Annotated in this window: 15 protein-coding genes and 2 tRNA genes; 2 read left to right on the top strand and 15 right to left on the bottom strand. The window is 57.0% G+C overall.

From position 1 onward, the window contains the following. Together KTN04_RS02775 and KTN04_RS02780 are read right to left on the bottom strand one after the other, a co-directional pair. Positions 1 to 222 (bottom strand): DUF2835 domain-containing protein, encoded by a 222-nt coding sequence (locus KTN04_RS02775; protein WP_217333676.1) that lies wholly within the window; start codon positions 220 to 222, stop codon positions 1 to 3. Between the two features lie 9 nt (positions 223 to 231). Then, entirely contained in the window at positions 232 to 5073 is a 4842-nt protein-coding gene (locus KTN04_RS02780; protein WP_217333677.1) for an NAD-glutamate dehydrogenase, read from the bottom strand. A gap of 183 nt (positions 5074 to 5256) precedes the next feature. Here KTN04_RS02780 and KTN04_RS02785 point away from each other — a divergent pair, with 183 nt between their 5' ends. Beyond that, positions 5257 to 6909 carry a BatD family protein gene (locus KTN04_RS02785; protein ID WP_217333678.1) on the top strand — a complete coding sequence of 551 codons (1653 nt, stop codon included), beginning with the start codon at positions 5257 to 5259 and terminating at the stop codon, positions 6907 to 6909. Here KTN04_RS02785 and KTN04_RS02790 read toward each other — a convergent pair. After that, the gene (locus KTN04_RS02790; protein ID WP_217333679.1) at positions 6904 to 7797 is read right to left on the bottom strand and encodes a TIGR01777 family oxidoreductase; all 894 of its coding nucleotides are present in this window, start codon (positions 7795 to 7797) and stop codon (positions 6904 to 6906) included. The genes KTN04_RS02785 and KTN04_RS02790 overlap by 6 nt on opposite strands. Before the next feature lie 78 nt (positions 7798 to 7875). Here KTN04_RS02790 and KTN04_RS02795 point away from each other — a divergent pair, with 78 nt between their 5' ends. Then, positions 7876 to 8493 (top strand): riboflavin synthase subunit alpha, encoded by a 618-nt coding sequence (locus KTN04_RS02795; protein WP_217333680.1) that lies wholly within the window; start codon positions 7876 to 7878, stop codon positions 8491 to 8493. Here the strand turns inward: KTN04_RS02795 and KTN04_RS02800 are convergent. From KTN04_RS02800 to KTN04_RS02855, 12 genes are all read right to left on the bottom strand, one after another. Further along, the gene (locus KTN04_RS02800; protein ID WP_217333681.1) at positions 8482 to 9039 is read right to left on the bottom strand and encodes a hemerythrin domain-containing protein; all 558 of its coding nucleotides are present in this window, start codon (positions 9037 to 9039) and stop codon (positions 8482 to 8484) included. The two genes, KTN04_RS02795 and KTN04_RS02800, sit on opposite strands and share 12 nt — an antisense overlap. 91 nt (positions 9040 to 9130) lie before the next feature. Then, positions 9131 to 9946: an AlbA family DNA-binding domain-containing protein gene (locus tag KTN04_RS02805; protein WP_254262327.1), complete on the bottom strand. Its 816-nt coding sequence runs from the start codon at positions 9944 to 9946 to the stop codon at positions 9131 to 9133. A gap of 8 nt (positions 9947 to 9954) precedes the next feature. Continuing rightward, complete coding sequence (locus KTN04_RS02810; RefSeq protein WP_217333682.1) at positions 9955 to 10341, bottom strand: MFS transporter; 387 nt, start codon at positions 10339 to 10341, stop codon at positions 9955 to 9957. Positions 10342 to 10424: 83 nt separating this feature from the next. Further along, positions 10425 to 13040 carry an aminopeptidase N gene (gene pepN / locus KTN04_RS02815; RefSeq protein ID WP_217333683.1) on the bottom strand — a complete coding sequence of 872 codons (2616 nt, stop codon included), beginning with the start codon at positions 13038 to 13040 and terminating at the stop codon, positions 10425 to 10427. Positions 13041 to 13051: 11 nt separating this feature from the next. Further along, positions 13052 to 13879: a DUF2797 domain-containing protein gene (locus tag KTN04_RS02820; RefSeq protein WP_254262328.1), complete on the bottom strand. Its 828-nt coding sequence runs from the start codon at positions 13877 to 13879 to the stop codon at positions 13052 to 13054. Between the two features lies 1 nt (position 13880). After that, complete coding sequence (locus KTN04_RS02825) at positions 13881 to 14150, bottom strand: YeaC family protein (RefSeq protein ID WP_217333685.1); 270 nt, start codon at positions 14148 to 14150, stop codon at positions 13881 to 13883. Between the two features lie 45 nt (positions 14151 to 14195). Then, positions 14196 to 15047, bottom strand: coding sequence for a rhomboid family intramembrane serine protease (locus KTN04_RS02830; RefSeq protein WP_217333686.1), 852 nt, complete (start codon positions 15045 to 15047; stop codon positions 14196 to 14198). Continuing rightward, positions 15044 to 16027, bottom strand: a complete 984-nt coding sequence (locus KTN04_RS02835; protein ID WP_217333687.1) for a metallophosphoesterase — start codon at positions 16025 to 16027, stop codon at positions 15044 to 15046. The genes KTN04_RS02830 and KTN04_RS02835 overlap by 4 nt, the downstream gene beginning before the upstream one ends. Positions 16028 to 16030: 3 nt before the next feature. After that, complete coding sequence (locus tag KTN04_RS02840) at positions 16031 to 16918, bottom strand: NAD(+) kinase (RefSeq protein WP_217333688.1); 888 nt, start codon at positions 16916 to 16918, stop codon at positions 16031 to 16033. A 45-nt stretch (positions 16919 to 16963) separates the two neighbouring features. Beyond that, the gene (locus tag KTN04_RS02845) at positions 16964 to 17923 is read right to left on the bottom strand and encodes a 1-aminocyclopropane-1-carboxylate deaminase/D-cysteine desulfhydrase (RefSeq protein ID WP_217333689.1); all 960 of its coding nucleotides are present in this window, start codon (positions 17921 to 17923) and stop codon (positions 16964 to 16966) included. A 59-nt stretch (positions 17924 to 17982) separates the two neighbouring features. Next, a tRNA-Val gene (locus tag KTN04_RS02850) sits at positions 17983 to 18058 on the bottom strand. A 66-nt stretch (positions 18059 to 18124) separates the two neighbouring features. Beyond that, positions 18125 to 18201 (bottom strand) — tRNA-Asp (locus KTN04_RS02855). Between the last annotated feature and the right edge of the window lie 15 nt (positions 18202 to 18216).

An 18216-nucleotide genomic window follows, 5' to 3' on the forward strand; every position in this document is an offset into this window, starting at 1 on the left:
TCAACTCAGGCGGCGGATGTCACTGAACTTGCCTTCAGGGGTAAAACGAATTCGAAAGCACCCTCGAATACCGTCATGCAACACCCAGGGACGCAGGATATCGGCAGGGAACTGTACCCGGCGCCCGTCTCTGGCGCGGGTTGACACCACACGAGACGGGCCCTGATACATTTTCAAACATTCATCTTTGCTGATTCGCAGATCAACAATAATCTCATTCATGCAACGCTGTTATTCCAATTGTGCACTACAGCGAGCCATATCAGCCAGCTCACGAACGGCGACAGTATACATGGCGTAATCCTGGTGCGTGGCATTTTTCAATTCCGACAGTACCATCAGCCAGCGATCCACATGGGGGCGGTTATGCGCCATCCAGAGTGCTACCCGCTCATGCACCGGCTTAGAGTCATGCTTTTCGGTGCTCAGTACCGACGCGGTCAGAGCCCGCTGCTGCGCATCCAGGTCGTCGCGGAAGGTATCGCGCGCCAGCGCCTGCCAGTAGCTGGTGATGCCCAGATCGTTCAGCTGCGCACTGAACCACTGCATATCCAGCTGCTCACCCAGCCCAAAATAGGCCTGAGCCGCTGCTTCAACGGTCGCCCCCTGTTCGCTGGCCACTTCGATGATGCTCAGCGCCGAATAGAGTGACCGTGACCCGGCCACAACCTGCGCCAGCTTGGCCGGAACACCTGCGTCGGTGTAATGGCTATAAGCCTGATGCCAGGCCTCGCAGGGCTCGCCACACAGCAGATCACCCAGGTTGCAACTGATCGATTCAAGATGCGGTGCAAAGTGGGCTCGCTCCTGCTCACAATCCAGCACCGCAGGACGGTTGCGCACGAACCAGCGGGCAGCCCGACGAATCAGGTGTTGCAGTTCCAGCATCATGTCCAGCTGAGTCTGTGCATCCACCCGATAATCCAGTGCCTCAACTCCTTCCCAGGTGGTTTGCAGCGAGAACACATCTCGTGCCAACACATACGCCCGAACCACATGCTCGATATCGGCGCCAGTCGATGTCATCAGCCGTTCGACAAAATTGATGCCCATCAAGTTGACCATCTGGTTGGCAATCTGAGTCGCAACAATCTCCCGATGCAAGCGATGCGTGTACAGTGCTTCGCCATACTGATCCTGCAGCCGCTGTGGGAAGGCGGTCAACAGCTCCCGCGCCAGGTAGGCATCGTCAGGCACGGACGAAGCCAATAGCTGCTCCTTGAGGTCGGCTTTGCTGTAGGACACCAGCACCGAAAGCTCCGGCCGGTTGAATCCCTGACCGCTGTTCTGACGCTCGATCAGCTGCTCGTCACTGGGCAGAAATTCCAGCTCACGGTTCAGCTTGCCCTCTGATTCCAGGCCGTTGATCAGGCGTCGATACTCCGCCATGCTGCCGGCAGCGCGGGACTCTGCCAGGGAAATGGCCTGCACCTGGCGGTAGTTGTTCTGCAGTACCAGATCAGCCACGTCATCGGTCATGTCACTGAGCAGCTGGTTGCGCTGCTTGGTAGTCATATCGCCACTGGCCAGAATGGAATCCAGCAGAATCTTGATATTGACCTCATGGTCCGAGCAGTCGACTCCACCGGCATTATCAATAAAATCAGTGTTCAATCGGCAGCCTCCTGCTGCCAGTTCCATACGGCCGCGCTGGGTTACCCCCAAATTGCCGCCCTCGCCCAGCACGCGTGCACGGACCTGGTCGGCATTGACCCTGAGGCTGTCATTGGCCTTGTCGCCCACATCAACATGATTTTCATCACTGGCCTTGATATAGGTGCCAATACCGCCGTTCCAGATCAAGTCAACCGGGGCACACAGGAGTGCGGATATCAGCTCGGTCGGCGTCACACGGCTGCCATTAAGTCCGGTCAACTCTTTGATCTCCGGCGTCAACGTGATCGACTTGGCACTGCGATCAAACACACCGCCACCAGCGGAAATCAGTTTGCGATCATAATCGTTCCAGCCCGAACGCGGCAGCTCAAACAGACGCTGACGCTCCGCAAAAGAGGCTGCCGGATCCGGATCGGGATCGATGAACACATGCTGATGGTTGAAAGCCGCCACCAGACGGGTCTTGTCCGAACGCAGCATGCCGTTACCGAACACATCCCCTGACATGTCCCCGATGCCGATGGCAGTAAAGGTATCCTCGGCGGTGTTGAGCCCCAGCTCACGGAAGTGACGCTCCACGGAGACCCAGGCCCCCCGGGCAGTGATGCCCATTTTCTTGTGGTCATACCCCTGGCTGCCACCGGAAGCAAAGGCGTCACCCAGCCAGAAGTTGTATTCGGCAGCAATCTCATTGGCGATATCAGAGAACGTGGCCGTACCCTTATCTGCCGCCACTACCAGGTAGGTATCGTCCTCGTCGTGACGCACCAACTGGGGCGGTGGCACCACTTTACCATCGACCAGATTGTCCGTGACATCCAGCAAGGCACGAATGAAGGTCCGGTAACAGGCTACCCCTTCGGACAGCCACTCTTCACGGCTCATGCTGGTATGCAACTGACGCGCCACGAAACCGCCTTTAGCGCCGACCGGAACAATAACCGCGTTCTTAACTTGCTGGGCCTTCACCAGACCGAGCACCTCGGTACGGAAATCCTCCAGGCGATCAGACCAACGCAGGCCGCCACGGGCAACCTTGCCACCACGCAAATGCACCCCTTCCACCCGTGGCGAGTGAACAAAAATTTCATACAGGGGCTTGGGCTCGGGCAGCAGCGGAATATCCCTTGGCGACAGTTTGAAAGCAATGCAATCCTTGGGCTTGCCCTCCTGCTCTTGATAAAAATTCGTTCTCAGTGTGGCTTCGATCAGTGCAAGATACTGTCGGATCGCTTGATCTTCGTTCAAGCTGGCTACCGAATCCAGCCCCTCCTGAATCTGCTCCTTGATCTTTTCCTCATGCTTGTCGGACACCTTGCAAGGGTCAAAACGTGCCGCAAACAGCTCCACCAGCAGCCGCGCCAGTTCCACATGATGTTTCAGCGCAATGCTGACCGCTTCCTGACTGATCGGAAAACGCATCTGCTTCATGTAGCCGGCATAGGCCCGTAGCAGCGACACCTCACGCCAGTGCAGCTGCGCCCCCAGCACCAGCTTGTTGAAATCATCATTGCCGGCATGGCCATACCAGACATTCAGAAAGGCGTCTTCAAATACTTCTTGCATGGTGGTAGCGGTAATCTGCCGGGACCCTGTGTAGCGGAGATTGAAATCATGAATCCATACGCAACAACCATCTACTTCAACCTGATAAGGGTGCTCATCGATCACCCTTAGACCCAGGTTTTCCAGCACCGGCAACACGTCCGACAACGGCAAGGCCTCGCCTCGGTGGTACAGCTTGAAGTTCAGTTCTTCCGGCTCACGCTCCAGCGCCTCGTAAAAACTCAGCGCCATACGCCGTTCATCACTGAGACTTTCCATGTGCTGGATATCGACCACGGCAGCCCGTGGCGTGAAGTCTGAGCGATAACCGGCCGAGAAACTGTCGTGGTAGTGGTTGTAGGCACGAATGCCTTTTTCCTCACCCAGCGCATCACCCAGAGCTTCATACAACTCCTCCTGCCAACTACTGGCCGCATGACTGATCTGCTGCTCCAGCTCGGCGACATCGTAATCGGTGGTCACATGCTGGTGGTCCTGACGCCGGAACAAGAACTGGGTGCGTGCCAGCACGGATTCCGAGAAATAGGTCGTGAACTCTGCCTGATCACACGACAGCGCCTGCTGTAGAATCGTCTGTACCTTGATGCGAAAATCGGTGCTGTAGATTTCACGCGGCACATAGACCAGTGCCGAAAAGAAATGGCCGTAGTAATCACGGCGCAGAAACAGCCGAATCTGGCGGCGTTCATGGATTTGCAGAATACCCATGGCGGTCTGGTACAGCTCATCAATGCTGGACTGGAACAGGTCATCTCGTGGATAGATTTCTAGAATTTGCTGCAGCTCTTTCCAGTCATGGCCATTCTGATGCAGGCCTGAGCGCTCCATGACAGCCTTGACTTTGCGCCGCACCACAGGAATATCAGTTGATCCATGCAGATATACAGCCGAGGTATACAGCCCCAGAAAACGCGACTCGCCCACCAATTGGCCCTTGGCATCGAAGCGCTTGATGCTGATGTAATCCGGATAGGCAGGACGATGCACACGTGACTTGCGAGATGATTTAGTAAAGGAAAGCAAATCCGGAATCAGGGTGAAAGCGCCTACATCCCGCTCCGTCGAAAACAGCGGCCCCTGATCGGCACGCCCTGCCGTGTGCCTCAACAAGCCAAGCGAACGTCCCTTGACCGGCTCCAAGCGTTGCTGCTTGCCCTTGCCCTGCAGCTGGTACTCGTCATAGCCCAAAAAGGTAAAGTGCTGCTTGAGCCAGCGAATGAAGTCGCGTGTTTCGCTGACGTCTTCACTGGCAAACCCTTCAGGATCCTTGGCATACCCGACCAGCAGCTCATCAGCCTGCTCGAGCATGGCGTCAAAGTCACTGACAGCCACGCGAACATCCGCCAACACCTCCAGCAAGGCCTGCTCCAGTTGTGACAGCTGCTCAGGGTCAGTATGCCGATCCACTTCAATCGCAACCAGCGACTCTCGCTGAACTCCCTTGGCACGACTGTCGCGCGCCAGCAGCTCGGTCAATTTTCCATCGCCATCACGGCGCGTACTGAATACGGTATTCAAGATGGCATGGATGGACAGGTTACGGCGATTTAATTCCATGCGCAGCGAATCAACAATAAACGGCATATCACACTGCAACACCTCTATCACGGTATGCGTGGACTGCCAGCCATGACGCTCATAATCCGGATTGAAAACCCGAATGCGTGTTTCACTCTCGCCACGCTCCTGCATGAATTGCCAGGCCGCCAGCACCGCGCCATAAAGATCATCAAGCCGCCATTGCAACAGATCCTTTTCAGCCGCGTGGGCAAAATAGGCATCCATAAAGCAAATCAATGGTGCCGACCGTTTTTCGGGCAGACGATCGGTGACCATGGCTTTCAATTGCTTGATCAATTCAGTCTTGCTTTCAGCCAGTCGACGGGTCATAAGCTCTCTCTTGCCAGCTAATTGAGTTCATGTTTTCCAGCAGTATAGTTAAACCCGGCGTCAAGTCATGCGACACATTCTTAATGTGTCCTTTTCAGGCAAGCGGCTCATCAAATTGATCTGGATGCATCCATGGATGATAATGCCGGATCACATGGTGTTTATTTCTGAACGGACCCGCTGATGCGCGCCTACCTGTTATTGTTTTCCTTGTTTGTATCATCCATGGTAGCGGCTGAGGTTAAAACCACGGTTGATCGTTATACACTGACGGCCGCCGATACCTTGACTCTGACTCTGGAAACGCCCGGGCAACTGGAGCAGCGGCCCGACCTGCAGGCGCTGGAAACGGATTTTCACATTCAAAGCAGCCAGAAAGTCATCATCTCAAGCCACTCCTCGGCCAGCCGAGATGTTCGGACTCGCTGGCTTCTGCAGCTGCGTCCGCGCAATACCGGCACCCTGCGCATCCCGGCCATACGCCTGGGTGATGCAATCAGCACTCCCCATAACATAACAGTCACCGGAACTCGCACCGCGCAGAGTCAAACACCTGACCGCTACATGAATAGCCTGCTCAGTCAGGATCAGGTGTATTCACACGCTCAACTGCTGTTCACGGCGCGTCTGTTTCAACAGAAGCCCATTCCCGATGCTGTCAGTTTCGGTCGCCCTGAACTTGCGGGCGCGCTGACATTCACACTGGGAGAGCCCAAGCGTTACCGTACCAACCGTGACGGTCAGAGCTGGCATGTGCTGGAACAGGCCTTTGCCCTGTTCCCGTCGTCCACCGGGTTGCGTACGCTGATCGGACCGGAGCTGGTAATGGACAATCAGCCGGTGCCGACTGCTGTTCGCGAAACTTTTGATGTCGAGATACTGGAGCCTGCGCACCGCAACAGCCAAGGGTACTGGCTGCCGGCCGAACGCGTATCCTTACAGGAAGACAGCCCCACGCCCGAACAGCTGATGCCGGGAGAAAGCTTCGTGCGCCAAATCACCTTGAAGGCACATGGCTTGCCGGCGGATGCGCTGCCGGTACTGTTTACGGCTGACAGCGACAGCTTCTTTGCCCAGCGAGACGATGTCAGCCTGACCGAGAACATGACGGCTCAAGGCCTGATCAGCACCCGCACTGAGCGCATCCGCATTGAGCCTTTGGGACCGGGCGCGCTGACACTGCCACCGATTGACGTGTACTGGTGGAATACGCTCGCCGAACGTGCCGACCACGCCAGCCTGCCCCCCATCCAGTTAGAAGTTGCACCTCCGGCTCTGCCCGCAAGCCTGACAGACTCCGCCACGGACCTGGCACCGGCTCAGCCCGATACAACCAAACCCTTGTGGCCGTGGATGCTGGCGACCACCCTGCTAACCGTATTACTTGCCACCACGTCGACAGGCTGGGCCTATAGCTGGGTACAGTTGCATCGTCTGCGTCGCCTTAGCCAGGCAGAAGGCGTAGCGGAGGAGCAGCGACGCGCGCAGAAACTGCTGCTGTCACACCAACGCGCCGAGCGCAATACCTACCAGGCACTGGCCATTGCCTGTCAACAAAATGATGCGGAAGCCGCACGCCTGCGATTGGTGGAGTGGGGACAGAACTTCTGGCCCGAGCACAGCCTGGATAGCCTGGAAGCCCTGTGCGAGGCTGCACGTAGCCAGACCCTGGACTTTCTGGTGCTGGATCTAGACCATCATCTGCATCAGGATCCTTATGCTTGGGAAGGTGACCTGCTGCTGGAAGCGATCGAAAAACTGCGCAGTCGACGCAGCCACTCTACGGCACCGGAGCATACTGAGACCGATGCCGTGGCATTCAGAGTGGCATCATGAAGGCTTCTGACCCAACACTTGCTTCAGTGCCGGCTCGAGTTGAGGGTAGCGGAAGGTGTATCCGGCCGTATTGAGATTGGCCGGCACGACCCGCTGGCCTTCTACCAACAGCTCACTGGCCTCCCCGAGCATCACTTTCATGACCACTGCGGGCACGCGCATAAAGGCCGGTCGCCCCAAAACTTTACCGAGCGTCTTGCTGAACACCTCATTGGTAACCGGCTCAGGTGCCGTGAGGTTAAACGGCCCCTGCAGTGACGGATTGTCCAGCAGATATATAATGGCCCCCACTTCATCATCACGGTGAATCCATGACATCCATTGGGCGCCGCTGCCAATGGGTCCACCCAGCCCCAGCTTGAAGGCCGGTAGCATCTTGGACAGAGCACCGCCGCGACCGAGCACAACACCGGTACGAATCAGACAAACACGCACACCCAGCTTGACGGCATCCATTGCCGATTGCTCCCAATCGCGACACAACTCATGCGGAAAGCCTGCCTCAACCGACGCCGACTCGGTCAACACCTCATCCAGGTGGGAGCCGTAAAAACCGATTGCTGAGCCGCTGACCAATACACTTGGCCGCTGTTCACGCTGCTCTATCCAGTCAACCAGTCGGCGCGTCGTTTCAATACGGCTGTCACGTAATAGCTGCTTGCGAGCGTCCGTCCACCGCTTGTCAACAATGGGCGCCCCGGCCAGGTTCACCACGGCATCTACCTGTCCTTGAACCTCTTTGAGATCCGCAACACAGACCATGCCCGTATGAGTCGGCACTCGGTCCGGTGAGCGACTCAGTACCACGACCTGGTCGCCCCGTGCTGTCAGGGCATGCGTCAGCGCCTGCCCGATAAATCCGCTGCCACCGGTAATCAATACTCGCATTTGCATTCTCCTTGGCGCTTTGAGATAAGATTACGTCCCCGCTAGCGGTTCAGATTTTTGTTTTGAGGGTAGCACAGTATGTTTACAGGCATTGTTCAGGGTACCGCCCAAGTGATTGACTGCACACGGCGCGAAGGTTTCATGCAGATCGAACTGGCGTTGCCGGCAGCTGCCAGCGAGAACCTGCAAGTCGGTGCCAGCATTGCCATCAATGGCACCTGCTTGACCATCACCTCGTTTGCGGACAACAGGGTAAAACTGGATGTCATCGATACCACCCTGGCACTGACCAATCTGGGTAACATCGAGCCTGGCAGTCGGGTCAATTTTGAACGCGCCGCCAGGATCGGCGACGAAATCGGCGGGCATCAGATGTCCGGTCATATACTGTGCACGGCAGAAATCACCGATATTACCACGCGCGAAGACAACTGCCGTATCCGCTTCGCCACTCCCCCCGAAGCATCGGCCTACCTGCTGCCCAAGGGATATGTTGGACTGAACGGCTGCAGCCTGACACTGGCCGAGGCGGATCGGGAATGTTTTTCGGTTGCTCTGATTCCGGAAACCCTGCGCCAGACCACATTTCGTGATCTGAAGGTGGGTGATCGGGTCAACCTGGAGGTTGACCCTCAGACACAGGCCATTGTCGATACGGTTGAGCGTTACATGGCGCTGCACCACTCAACTGTCTGACGATTTCATGTCCTCGACCAGTGCCTTATACAATGCACGGTACTGGTCGGCCTGACGCTCCCCGAATAGAGGGTCTTCCGACTGTGGCAACTGCTCGGCCAGTGCCTGCCAGTCCGTATCCGAGGCCAGTGACTCAAGCGGCTTAAAGATAGCCTTTTCCTCATGCCGCAGATGCGCTTTTTCCGCCTTGACGAAGGCCTCCAGCTGGTCCGTGAATTGATCCATGGGCATTACGGCGTCATGCAGAATGCCGTCAATCGATTCGGCCAGACGGGTGGAAAGCTGCTTGAGCGTAACATGCTCGGCTTCACTCTTGTCGAACGCCTTGTCGAGCGCCGCATCACGCCCGCGAAAGAAGGCATACATCCTGTCTTCACGCGGGTGGTGGTGTTGATCGGCATAATCGCCCACGTAGTCGACCACTTCCGCCATCAAGGAAAAGTCCGGGTGGTTGCCGGCACGCAGCCGCGTCACCTTGCGCTCAAGGATTTCCAGCAGGCGGTCAAGGTTGACGTGATCCTGGTGCAGTTCTGACACGATATTCATGGTGCTCATCTCCGAATCAGGTAGTTTGATTTCACTATAGACGACTCTGACCACCGCTTCTTGATGCGTATCAAATCAGTCGCAAAGCCTGTCAGTGTCCCTGATGTCCGTTGCCACTATCACTGTCGAGCAGATCCAGCAGCATGCCCAGCTTATGCTCGATATCCTGCAGCAGATGCTGGCCCTGATCATTGATCACCGGTGCGATGCTGTTTTCGAGCTGAACGATACCGGCCTGGCTCTGACGCAGCGCCTGCATCAGATTGCGCGAGCGCTTCTTGTTGCTGTCGGTCAGCTGCTCGATTCGGCCCAGCGTGCGCTGCAGCTGATGATCCAGCTCATAAAGGCGTTCACTGACGCCCAGCATGCCCTCACTCAGCGCGTGGCTGACGCTGCCCAGCTGATGTTCCAGTTGGTGCACCGCATCACGAAAACGCGACAGAAACTGCTCCCCTTCACGCTCCATGAAGATGGCCAACAACTCCTCGGGCAACAGGGCCCGGTTGCGCCCGTCGGTGCGCACGGCATATTCACCGCGCTGAGTACAATAAGGCTTGTGCTGGCCGGGCGCGATTTCAACCCTCAGAATGGGACGCGCCTGGGAAAGGTTTTCGGTGAAGATCTGAATCTCCACGTTGGGGATACAGCCGGTGGACTTGTTGACCAGCATCAAACGGGCCTTGTCGTCCACCTCACAACCGACAACGCGTCCGCGCTGGACACCATTGTCGGCCGTGTATTCATCAATGCCGATCAGCAGCGTACCACCCTGAGCCGTGTTGGCAAACGCCACCAGATCAGAGCTTTTGACCGCATGGACTTCGCGTTTGAAGTCCACGTTGAGCCCCTCCGGCAGTGACAGCAGGTACTGTGTGCGACGGCTCAAGCGGCGGTATTCACGCTGCATGGCGACGATCAGCGATACAGGTCTTCGTTGAACGGGTCAAGCGGACGCTCGAGCTGATCATCGGTACGCGGGTACAGGATGCGCCCTTCGAATTTCAGGCCCTTGCTGGCAAACCAGCGAGCAGTTTCTTCCAGACCTTCATCCGCTTGGCTGACGCGGTGCCAAGCCGCCAAAATACGATAAAAGTAAAGACCAAACAGGCCAGCCGCAGCCCCCAAAAAGAACTCGGATGCCATGGCAAATACCATCAGGATGATACCGGCCACCCATACACGGCTGGCACGCGCATCCTTGAACAGTTCATTGGCCGTTTGGCTCTGGTCATGAAACTTCAGGTAACGACGGTAGTTCTGCTGAAGATCAAATTTGTCGCTTGCGTCAAAATAGGGTTCCATCTGCGTGTCCTTCACAGCTTGTTGTTGTAGGGCCACGGGGGTGGCCCGGCTTACGTCGAAAGTGGCCGGTTGATCCGGCCGGATTACATCAGACTTTTGCTGACTACCTCATATACATCAGCAGACAGCTCAGCGGTATCCATCATTCGTTGAAGCTGTCCCTGCATCAGAGCTGAACGCACCGGTTCATGGCGCTTCCAGCGTGTCAGCGGTGTCAGCAGTCGCGCCGCAACCTGCGGATTCTGGCGATCCAGCCGGAGAATCCAGTCGGCCAGCCAGGCATAGCCCGAACCGTCTTCGGCATGGAAATGCATGGGGTTCTGGCCACAGAATCCGCCAATCAGTGCGCGCAGTTTGTTCGGGTTGCGAGCATCAAAAATCGGATGTTCTGCCAGCTGGTTGACCCGCGCCAGCGCACCCGCCGACGGGTCCGAGGCCTGCACGGATAGCCACTGATTCATCACCAGTGACTCATGCTGCCACTGCAGGTAAAACGCCTGCAGCAGTTCGTCAGCAGTTTCACGGAAGTCAGAGTGCGCCACCAGTGACAGCGCAGCCAGCTGGTCGGTCATGTTATCGCTTTGACTGTATTGCTGGCGCGCCAGCTCCAGCCAAGGCTCACGACCGGTTGCCATCAGATAGGCCAGCGCCAGGTTTTTCAGACTGCGACGCCCCATCGCCTCGGCATCGGTGGAATAGGTCTCACCGGTATCGCAGCGCTGATACACCTGCAGCCACTCCTGTTCCAGCACCTGCGCTAGCGTGGTACGCATGAATTCACGCGCTTCATGGATGGCTGAGACATCAATCTGTTCGGCCAGTTCACTGAGCTGGGCTTCTGACGGCAGCCGCAGGCATTGTGCCAGCATCGCCGGATCCAGGCTGGCATCCTGCAGCAGGTTGCGCCAGGCCTCGATCAGCTCGCTTGAACAGCTCAGCGCCACACCCTGCTGATGGTTGCGTATCTGGGTTTGCAACAGACGGATACACAGTCGCTGACCGGCATCCCAGCGGTTGAAGCCATCGGTATCGTGCCGCAACAGCATCAGCAGCTGGGCATCGGTATAATCGTAGTCGAGCTTGACGGGCGCCGAGAAACCACGCAGCAACGAAGGTACTGGGCGCTCGCTGATATTGTCAAAACGGAATACCTGCTCCTCTTCAGTGAGCTCCAGCAGACCGGCAAAGAGTTCCCGTCCGTCTTCGGCCAGCAGGCCAACAGCCAGCGGCAGGTGATAAGGCTGCTTGTGCTCCTGGCCCGGTGATGGCGGGCAGCTCTGCCGCACTTTGAGCTGGTAACAGCCGGTCGCGGCATCAAAGCTGTCGCTGACCTGCAGCCGTGGAGTGCCAGCCTGGCTGTACCAGCGCTTGAACTGGCTCAGGTCACGTCCGGATACCGTTTCCATGGCCGCCACGAAGTCGTCCGTGGTGACCGCCTGACCGTCATGCCGCTCGAAGTAGAGGTCACTGCCCTGACGGAACAGCTCAGGCCCCAGCAGGGTGTGCAGCATGCGCACTACTTCCGCACCCTTTTCATATACGGTCAGGGTATAGAAGTTGGAAATTTCCATGTATGACTCTGGACGCACCGGATGCGCCATGGGACCACCATCTTCGGCAAACTGGGCGGTACGCAGCAGTGTCACATCTTCGATGCGCTTAACGGTACGCGAGTTCATGTCGGCCGAGAACTCGGCGTCACGGAAGACGGTGAAGCCCTCCTTGAGGCTGAGCTGAAACCAGTCGCGACAAGTAACGCGATTGCCGGACCAGTTATGGAAATACTCGTGCGCCACAACACCTTCAACGCGCTGGAAGCCCTGATCCGTGGTGGTCTGCGGGTGCGCCAGTACACAAGAGGTGTTGAAGATATTGAGGCCCTTGTTTTCCATGGCGCCCATGTTGAAGAAATCGACCGCCACGATCATGTAGATATCGAGGTCGTACTCGCGGCCATAGACGTCCTCATCCCAGCGCATGGCATCCTTGAGCGCCTGCATGGCATAGTCAAGCTTGTCGAGATCCTTGCGCTCGGCATAGATACGCAGGGCAACCTCACGCCCGGAAGCGGTGGTGTATTGATCTTCCAGCAGCGCCAGATCACCCGCCACCAGTGCAAACAGGTAGCTCGGCTTGGGCCAGGGGTCATCCCAGGTCACCCAGTGGCGGCCTTCATCATCCTCACCGCTGTCGACCGGGTTGCCGTTGGACAGCAGAACCGGATAACGCTGCTTGTCCGCCACCAGCGTGGTGCGGAAGATGGACATGACGTCCGGGCGGTCCGGGAAAAAAGTGATGCGCCGAAAGCCTTCGGCCTCGCACTGGGTACAGAACATGCCATCGGACTTGTACAGCCCCTCAAGCGCCGTATTTTCGTGCGGCAGCAGACGCGTAACACATTCGAGGACAAAGCTTTCAGGCACATTGGCGATACGCAGACAACCGGCCTCGCGCTGATAGTCGGCAGCATCCAGCACCTGGCCGTCGATGCTCAGGCGGCACAGCTCCATTCCCGCATCCCCCAGCAGCTCAAGGGGCTTGCGGCGATCACTGACCGCGGGGTTGGACTGGATGCTGAGCTGGGCGCGAACCAGCGTCTGGTCTTCTTCCAGCTCGAAACGCAGCTCGGTGTGTGTCACCAGCCAGGCCGGCGGCTGATAATCTTCCAGGTAAATGGTGCTAGGCTGCTTGGATGACATTACAACTCCAATTAAAGACTTAACTGCACGTGATAGGCGGCAAACTTGCGGATGTTAATCACGCCGGTATCGAGAATCAGATACTGGCCCTTGATGCCCTGCAGTACACCGGACACCAACGGCTGTTTGTCAAAGTTGTGCGTTGCGATTTTGGTGGGATATTCAAGCACCGGGTATTCAATATCGATCACATCGGCATCCAGCTGACGAATGGCCTGCTCACCGTATTGATCACGCAGGGCATCCAGCTGCAGTGCACAGAGTTCCAGCAGGCGGTCACGTTCTCGCGGCAGATCCAGCGGTGCCACTTCGCCCTTGAGCATGGTGCGCCAGTTGGTCTTGTCGCTGACATGGGCGGCAATGATCTGTTCGATCAGCCCCGAGTGCAGGCGTGTATCCACTTCCAGAATCGGCAGGGCCTGTATCGCCCCCTGATCCATCCAGCGCGTTGGCACCTGCTCGCCACGTGTGATACCGACCTTGATGCCGGATGAGTTGGCCAAATAGACCACATGCGGCTGGAAGCAATGGCGCTCGCCCCAGGAAGGGTCTCGGCAGGTGCCCTCATGGTAGTGGCACTTTTCCGGTTTGACGATACAGCTGTCACACTGTGGCAAACGGGTGAAACAGGGGTAGCAGAATCCCTGATTGTAGCTCTTGCGTGTCTTGCGGCCACAATGCAGGCAATTGATCTGGCCGGTGAACTCCAGTGTGATCACCTTTCCCAGGTGTTCGTTGAGGCTGACCAACTGGTCCCCCAGCGGCAACTGATAGGAGACCGGCGACTCCAGACGGGTGTGCATCTTGCGCAACGGGCCGCACCGGCCCTCAACTGTCATCTCAGGCATCCGTCAGAATCTTCAACACCTGAGGCTGCAGGGGGTCGGTCCCGTGCTGGGTACCATCCTGGCGCGTGCGATCGATGAAGCCGACGCGCTGATCTTCGGCAACGTTATGCGTGTGCTCATAGGCAATCACGGCGCGCAGGCTGGTCTCGCGCTGCTCTTGGGTCAGGCGCTCACCATTGGGCCACTTGCCCAGTTCCACTGCACGTCGCAGCGACTGATAGACTTCAGGCTGCATTGCCTCAATCATTTTTTCAAAGGTCATTACCACAACTCTCCCGATCCAGTCTTCTCGATTCTAGCATAGTGCTCAACCTGAATGCCTGTTCAGATACCTTGCAATCGGCACCCAGCATAAGCCGGCCAACAGCCCCACCAGATGGGCCGTGTTCGCAATGGCCCCCAAGCCGACACCCTCCAGTACGCCGGTATACCCCAGCGCCAGCCAGAAAAGCATCATACCCATCAAGGCCGGCGGCAGACCAAAGCGCGGCTGCCCGCCCTGACGGTCCCAGAGCCAGCTATAACCCAGCAACGCAAACACGACACCGGACATGCCACCAAACATGGGACCGCTTACGAGGTATTGTGCCAGATTGGATGACAGGCCACTGAACAGTACCAAGCCGATCAGAGAGCGACTGCCCTGCGTGGGCTCCATGCGCGACCCGACAATCCAGACCCACAGCAGATTGAACAAGATGTGGATTAAGCTGAAGTGCAGAAAAATGGGCGTCAACAAGCGCCAGACTTCACCTGAAACAAGGGTTGGCCACAGTAGCTGATGCATGAGCGCCTGCCCCTGCACCTGAAAGGGCGTGAAGCTGAACCAGCTCATGCGCTCGAAGCTGGCACCGAAACCAATCATCAGACTGAACACAAAGCTCAACACAATCAGCAGTAGCGTGACCGGCAGCGCCGTCCAGCTGACTTCGGCACGGCGTCGGTGGCGCGCCTGAGGCCACTGAACCGCAGCCAGATTGCCACCGCTGCGCCAATAGCGATACAGCTCCTGCAAACGGACCGGATCCTGTTGATCCGCAACCCAAAGCACTTGGCGACCATCCTCCTCTGTGACACGGTGGGCAACCCCTTGCTGCCACAGAAAGGCCGTCAGCTCGGTCAAATCCTCGCTCGACGGCACCTCCAACACAGGGATCATGACGCCCCTACCTCGACATTGGAGAGGTGCACTTCACGGGCCACATCAACCCAGACAAACTTGTCCGGTCGAATGCAGGGCTCATCATCCAGCCGATAGGCCACCATCTTGCCGAATTTAACGGCACTGTAATCGAGGCAGGCGATATTATTGGTGACAGGCTCGGGGGTGCCCTGGCGCCAGTAGTGACCAATGAACAGCAGCTTTTCATCCGGCCCATAGCAGATCAAATCCTCGCGCTGTTCCGGCGTAATCGGCAATCGTGCCAGATGCGCCGGCAAGGGATCCGGCTGAAACACCACATCGACCAGATACTGCGGGTCCGGCATCCAGAACTTGGTGCGGAAGAAATGACGTCTGAAACCATCCTTGCTAACCATCATTTCATTGTTGGGCAGGCGCAGGTGCGTACCGCGCAACAGCCTGTCCATCACTTCCCACTCAAAGCTGTCTTCGATGGCCGAGTGGCACAGGAAATCATGATCGATACAGGGCCCGCCGTACTGATCACGAAACCGGTCGATCAGCCCCTGATGCCAGCAGGCGTGTACCACGCGAAAATGCTCGAATTCGAGAAACAGCGGCAGCTCCAGGAACCAGTTCATGTAATCCTGCTGCTCGCTACCATAGGGCGCCAGCTGCTTCAAGGTCTGCTGCAGGATACGCTCATGGCGGGGAGTGTGTTCACGAAGGTAGGCACCGGGGCGGTCCGGGTGTGGTGTCATGTAGCTGAGAAAATTGTATTCATGATTGCCCATGACGATATGGGCTTCACCGGCGTCGACCATGCTCCGCACCAGTTGCAGTGCTTCTCGGATGTGGGGGCCACGATCGATAATGTCACCGAGAAAAATCACCTTCCGTTGCGGGTGCCGGTAGACACCGTTGACCTGACGATACCCCAGACGCGCCAGCAGCATACGCAGGCTTAGCGCACAGCCGTGAATATCACCGATCAGGTCGTATCCTTGGCAGCTCACATCTCACTCCTGCTCACCCAATTTGGTACCCCACCCCAGTTTTTCGCGACAGGTTCGATAGAAATCGTAGTCAAGCGGATGCAGCAACTTCAGTTTCTGTGACCGCTTGCGAATCGTGACGCTGTCACCGGGTGCCAGGCTCTGATTCAGCTGACCGTCACAGGATATGGCCGGATAGGTCTTGTTCTCTTCCGTAATGACCAGCTTGAGCTCACTGTTGCCGTCAACCACGATCGGGCGACTGGACAGGGTATGCGGAAACATCGGTACCAGAACCAGCGCATCCAGTTTGGGGTGCATGATCGGACCACCGCCCGAGAGCGCATATGCCGTTGAGCCGGTTGGCGTCGAAACGATAAGGCCGTCCGATTTTTGAGTGTATACGAACTGCCCCTCGATATAGAGCTCAAACTGAATCATGCGCGTGGCCTTGCCTGGATGCACCACGCAGTCATTCAGTGCGGTCATTTCACCAATCGGCTCTCCATTGCGCTTGATTTCCACATCCAGCAGGAAGCGCGTGTCTACTGTATAGCGGCCAGAGAGCACCTGGCCCAGCTTATCTTCAAAATCCAGCGGCGGAATATCGGTCAGAAAACCGAGATTACCGCGATTGATCCCTATTACAGGGATCTTACTCTGCGCCAACGAACGGGCAGCACCCAACAGACTGCCATCACCACCGACGACAATGGCCAAATCACAGATCTCGCCCATCATTTTCTGCTTGCAGACTTGCTGACCATGCCCGGGCATGACCTCGGCGATGTTCTGATCCAGAATCACGTTCAGCCCGCGATCATCCAGGAAACGAATCAACTGCTTCAAGGTATCAATCACGGATTTGCTGCCGAGTCGTCCGATCAAACCGATATTTCGAAAATTATCCATGCCTCGCCACGCACTCCCGTTATTGGTCTTTATTAGATTGAGTCATTATAAGGCCAGTGGACCTGTAAAAGCAGGGGCCAGATCATCCAGCTGTGCCTGCAGCCCTCTTTTCCCCTGCAACCCACCGGTATGGAGCAAGACAACATGACTGCCCGGCTTGATGCGCCCCTGGACAATCTGTCGATGGAGCGCATGCATAGCCTTGGCCGTATAGACGGGATCAAGGGGCAGATTAAAATGCTGCTCCGCCTCCTGTATCAACCTGGCCAGCTCGGCATTGATACGCGCATAGCCACCTCCATGCCCGCCACTTACGAATGACCAGCCCTCATCCGCCACTTTCAACGCCTGCAGCCATGATTGCACAGTTTGTGACAGCCGTTGATCATACTTAAGCACAGGTACACCCAGCACATGCACACCGGGCGGGCGACCCAGCACGAGCCCCGACAGGGTTGCCCCTGTCCCCACAGCCGTTACCAGCACATCACATGTCACCGCTGACAATGCAGGCAGGCGCCAGATGTCGGCAACGCTGCGTACCGATGCCAGCGTACTGCCACCTTCCGGCACCACTACCGCATCCCCCAACCGCCGCAAAAGCACCTGCTGATAGCCCGCTTCGTGGCGCCGCCGATAGTCCTCACGCGTGACAAAGTGCAGCCGCATCCCCCAACGCCGGGCATCACTCAGCATGGCATTCCGGGCGTAATCCGCTTCACCGCGCACAACCCCTGTCGTGGGTATACCCAGCACATGCCCCGCCCAAGCCAGCGCATGGATATGATTGGACCAGGCGCCCCCAAAACTCAATATGGGCTTGTTTTGACGCTGTGCCTGTTCAAGCGCGGGCATCAGCTTGAACCATTTATTGCCGCTGATCGCAGGGTGAATGCCGTCAAGACGTAACACAGAAAGGTCAATGTTGAAATGGTCGAGAAAAGGACTGGAAAGCGCCTGCAGCACAACCGCATCAGGTGTCACGACAAGCCCTGAAACAGACATACAAAATCCCGCCGGAGAGCTGACAATGCTAAAGGAGAGTTATAAAGGACATTGCATTCTGGTGGGCGAAGAGGGGTTCGAACCCCCGACCCTCTGCTTGTAAGGCAGATGCTCTCCCAACTGAGCTATTCGCCCAGAATGCATATTCGCAAGGAATGAAACAACGTGTTGTGCACTGAAACAAGACGAATATCTTGTAAGTGGCGGAACGGACGGGACTCGAACCCGCGACCCCCTGCGTGACAGGCAGGTATTCTAACCAACTGAACTACCGCTCCGTGTTTTGGTGGGCG

The sequence above is a fragment of the Marinobacterium weihaiense genome (assembly GCF_019061305.1).
Lineage (GTDB): Bacteria > Pseudomonadota > Gammaproteobacteria > Pseudomonadales > Balneatricaceae > Marinobacterium > Marinobacterium weihaiense.

What these genes read in the sequence shown, in the direction of transcription:
- KTN04_RS02775 (WP_217333676.1), bottom strand. Translation starts at nt 222, where the DNA reads ATGAATGAGATTATTGTTGATCTGCGAATCAGCAAAGATGAATGTTTG.
- KTN04_RS02780 (WP_217333677.1), bottom strand. Translation starts at nt 5,073, where the DNA reads ATGACCCGTCGACTGGCTGAAAGCAAGACTGAATTGATCAAGCAATTG.
- KTN04_RS02785 (WP_217333678.1), top strand. Translation starts at nt 5,257, where the DNA reads ATGCGCGCCTACCTGTTATTGTTTTCCTTGTTTGTATCATCCATGGTA.
- KTN04_RS02790 (WP_217333679.1), bottom strand. Translation starts at nt 7,797, where the DNA reads ATGCGAGTATTGATTACCGGTGGCAGCGGATTTATCGGGCAGGCGCTG.
- KTN04_RS02795 (WP_217333680.1), top strand. Translation starts at nt 7,876, where the DNA reads ATGTTTACAGGCATTGTTCAGGGTACCGCCCAAGTGATTGACTGCACA.
- KTN04_RS02800 (WP_217333681.1), bottom strand. Translation starts at nt 9,039, where the DNA reads ATGAATATCGTGTCAGAACTGCACCAGGATCACGTCAACCTTGACCGC.
- KTN04_RS02805 (WP_254262327.1), bottom strand. Translation starts at nt 9,946, where the DNA reads ATGCAGCGTGAATACCGCCGCTTGAGCCGTCGCACACAGTACCTGCTG.
- KTN04_RS02810 (WP_217333682.1), bottom strand. Translation starts at nt 10,341, where the DNA reads ATGGAACCCTATTTTGACGCAAGCGACAAATTTGATCTTCAGCAGAAC.
- pepN (WP_217333683.1), bottom strand. Translation starts at nt 13,040, where the DNA reads ATGTCATCCAAGCAGCCTAGCACCATTTACCTGGAAGATTATCAGCCG.
- KTN04_RS02820 (WP_254262328.1), bottom strand. Translation starts at nt 13,879, where the DNA reads ATGACAGTTGAGGGCCGGTGCGGCCCGTTGCGCAAGATGCACACCCGT.
- KTN04_RS02825 (WP_217333685.1), bottom strand. Translation starts at nt 14,150, where the DNA reads ATGACCTTTGAAAAAATGATTGAGGCAATGCAGCCTGAAGTCTATCAG.
- KTN04_RS02830 (WP_217333686.1), bottom strand. Translation starts at nt 15,047, where the DNA reads ATGATCCCTGTGTTGGAGGTGCCGTCGAGCGAGGATTTGACCGAGCTG.
- KTN04_RS02840 (WP_217333688.1), bottom strand. Translation starts at nt 16,918, where the DNA reads ATGGATAATTTTCGAAATATCGGTTTGATCGGACGACTCGGCAGCAAA.
- KTN04_RS02845 (WP_217333689.1), bottom strand. Translation starts at nt 17,923, where the DNA reads ATGTCTGTTTCAGGGCTTGTCGTGACACCTGATGCGGTTGTGCTGCAG.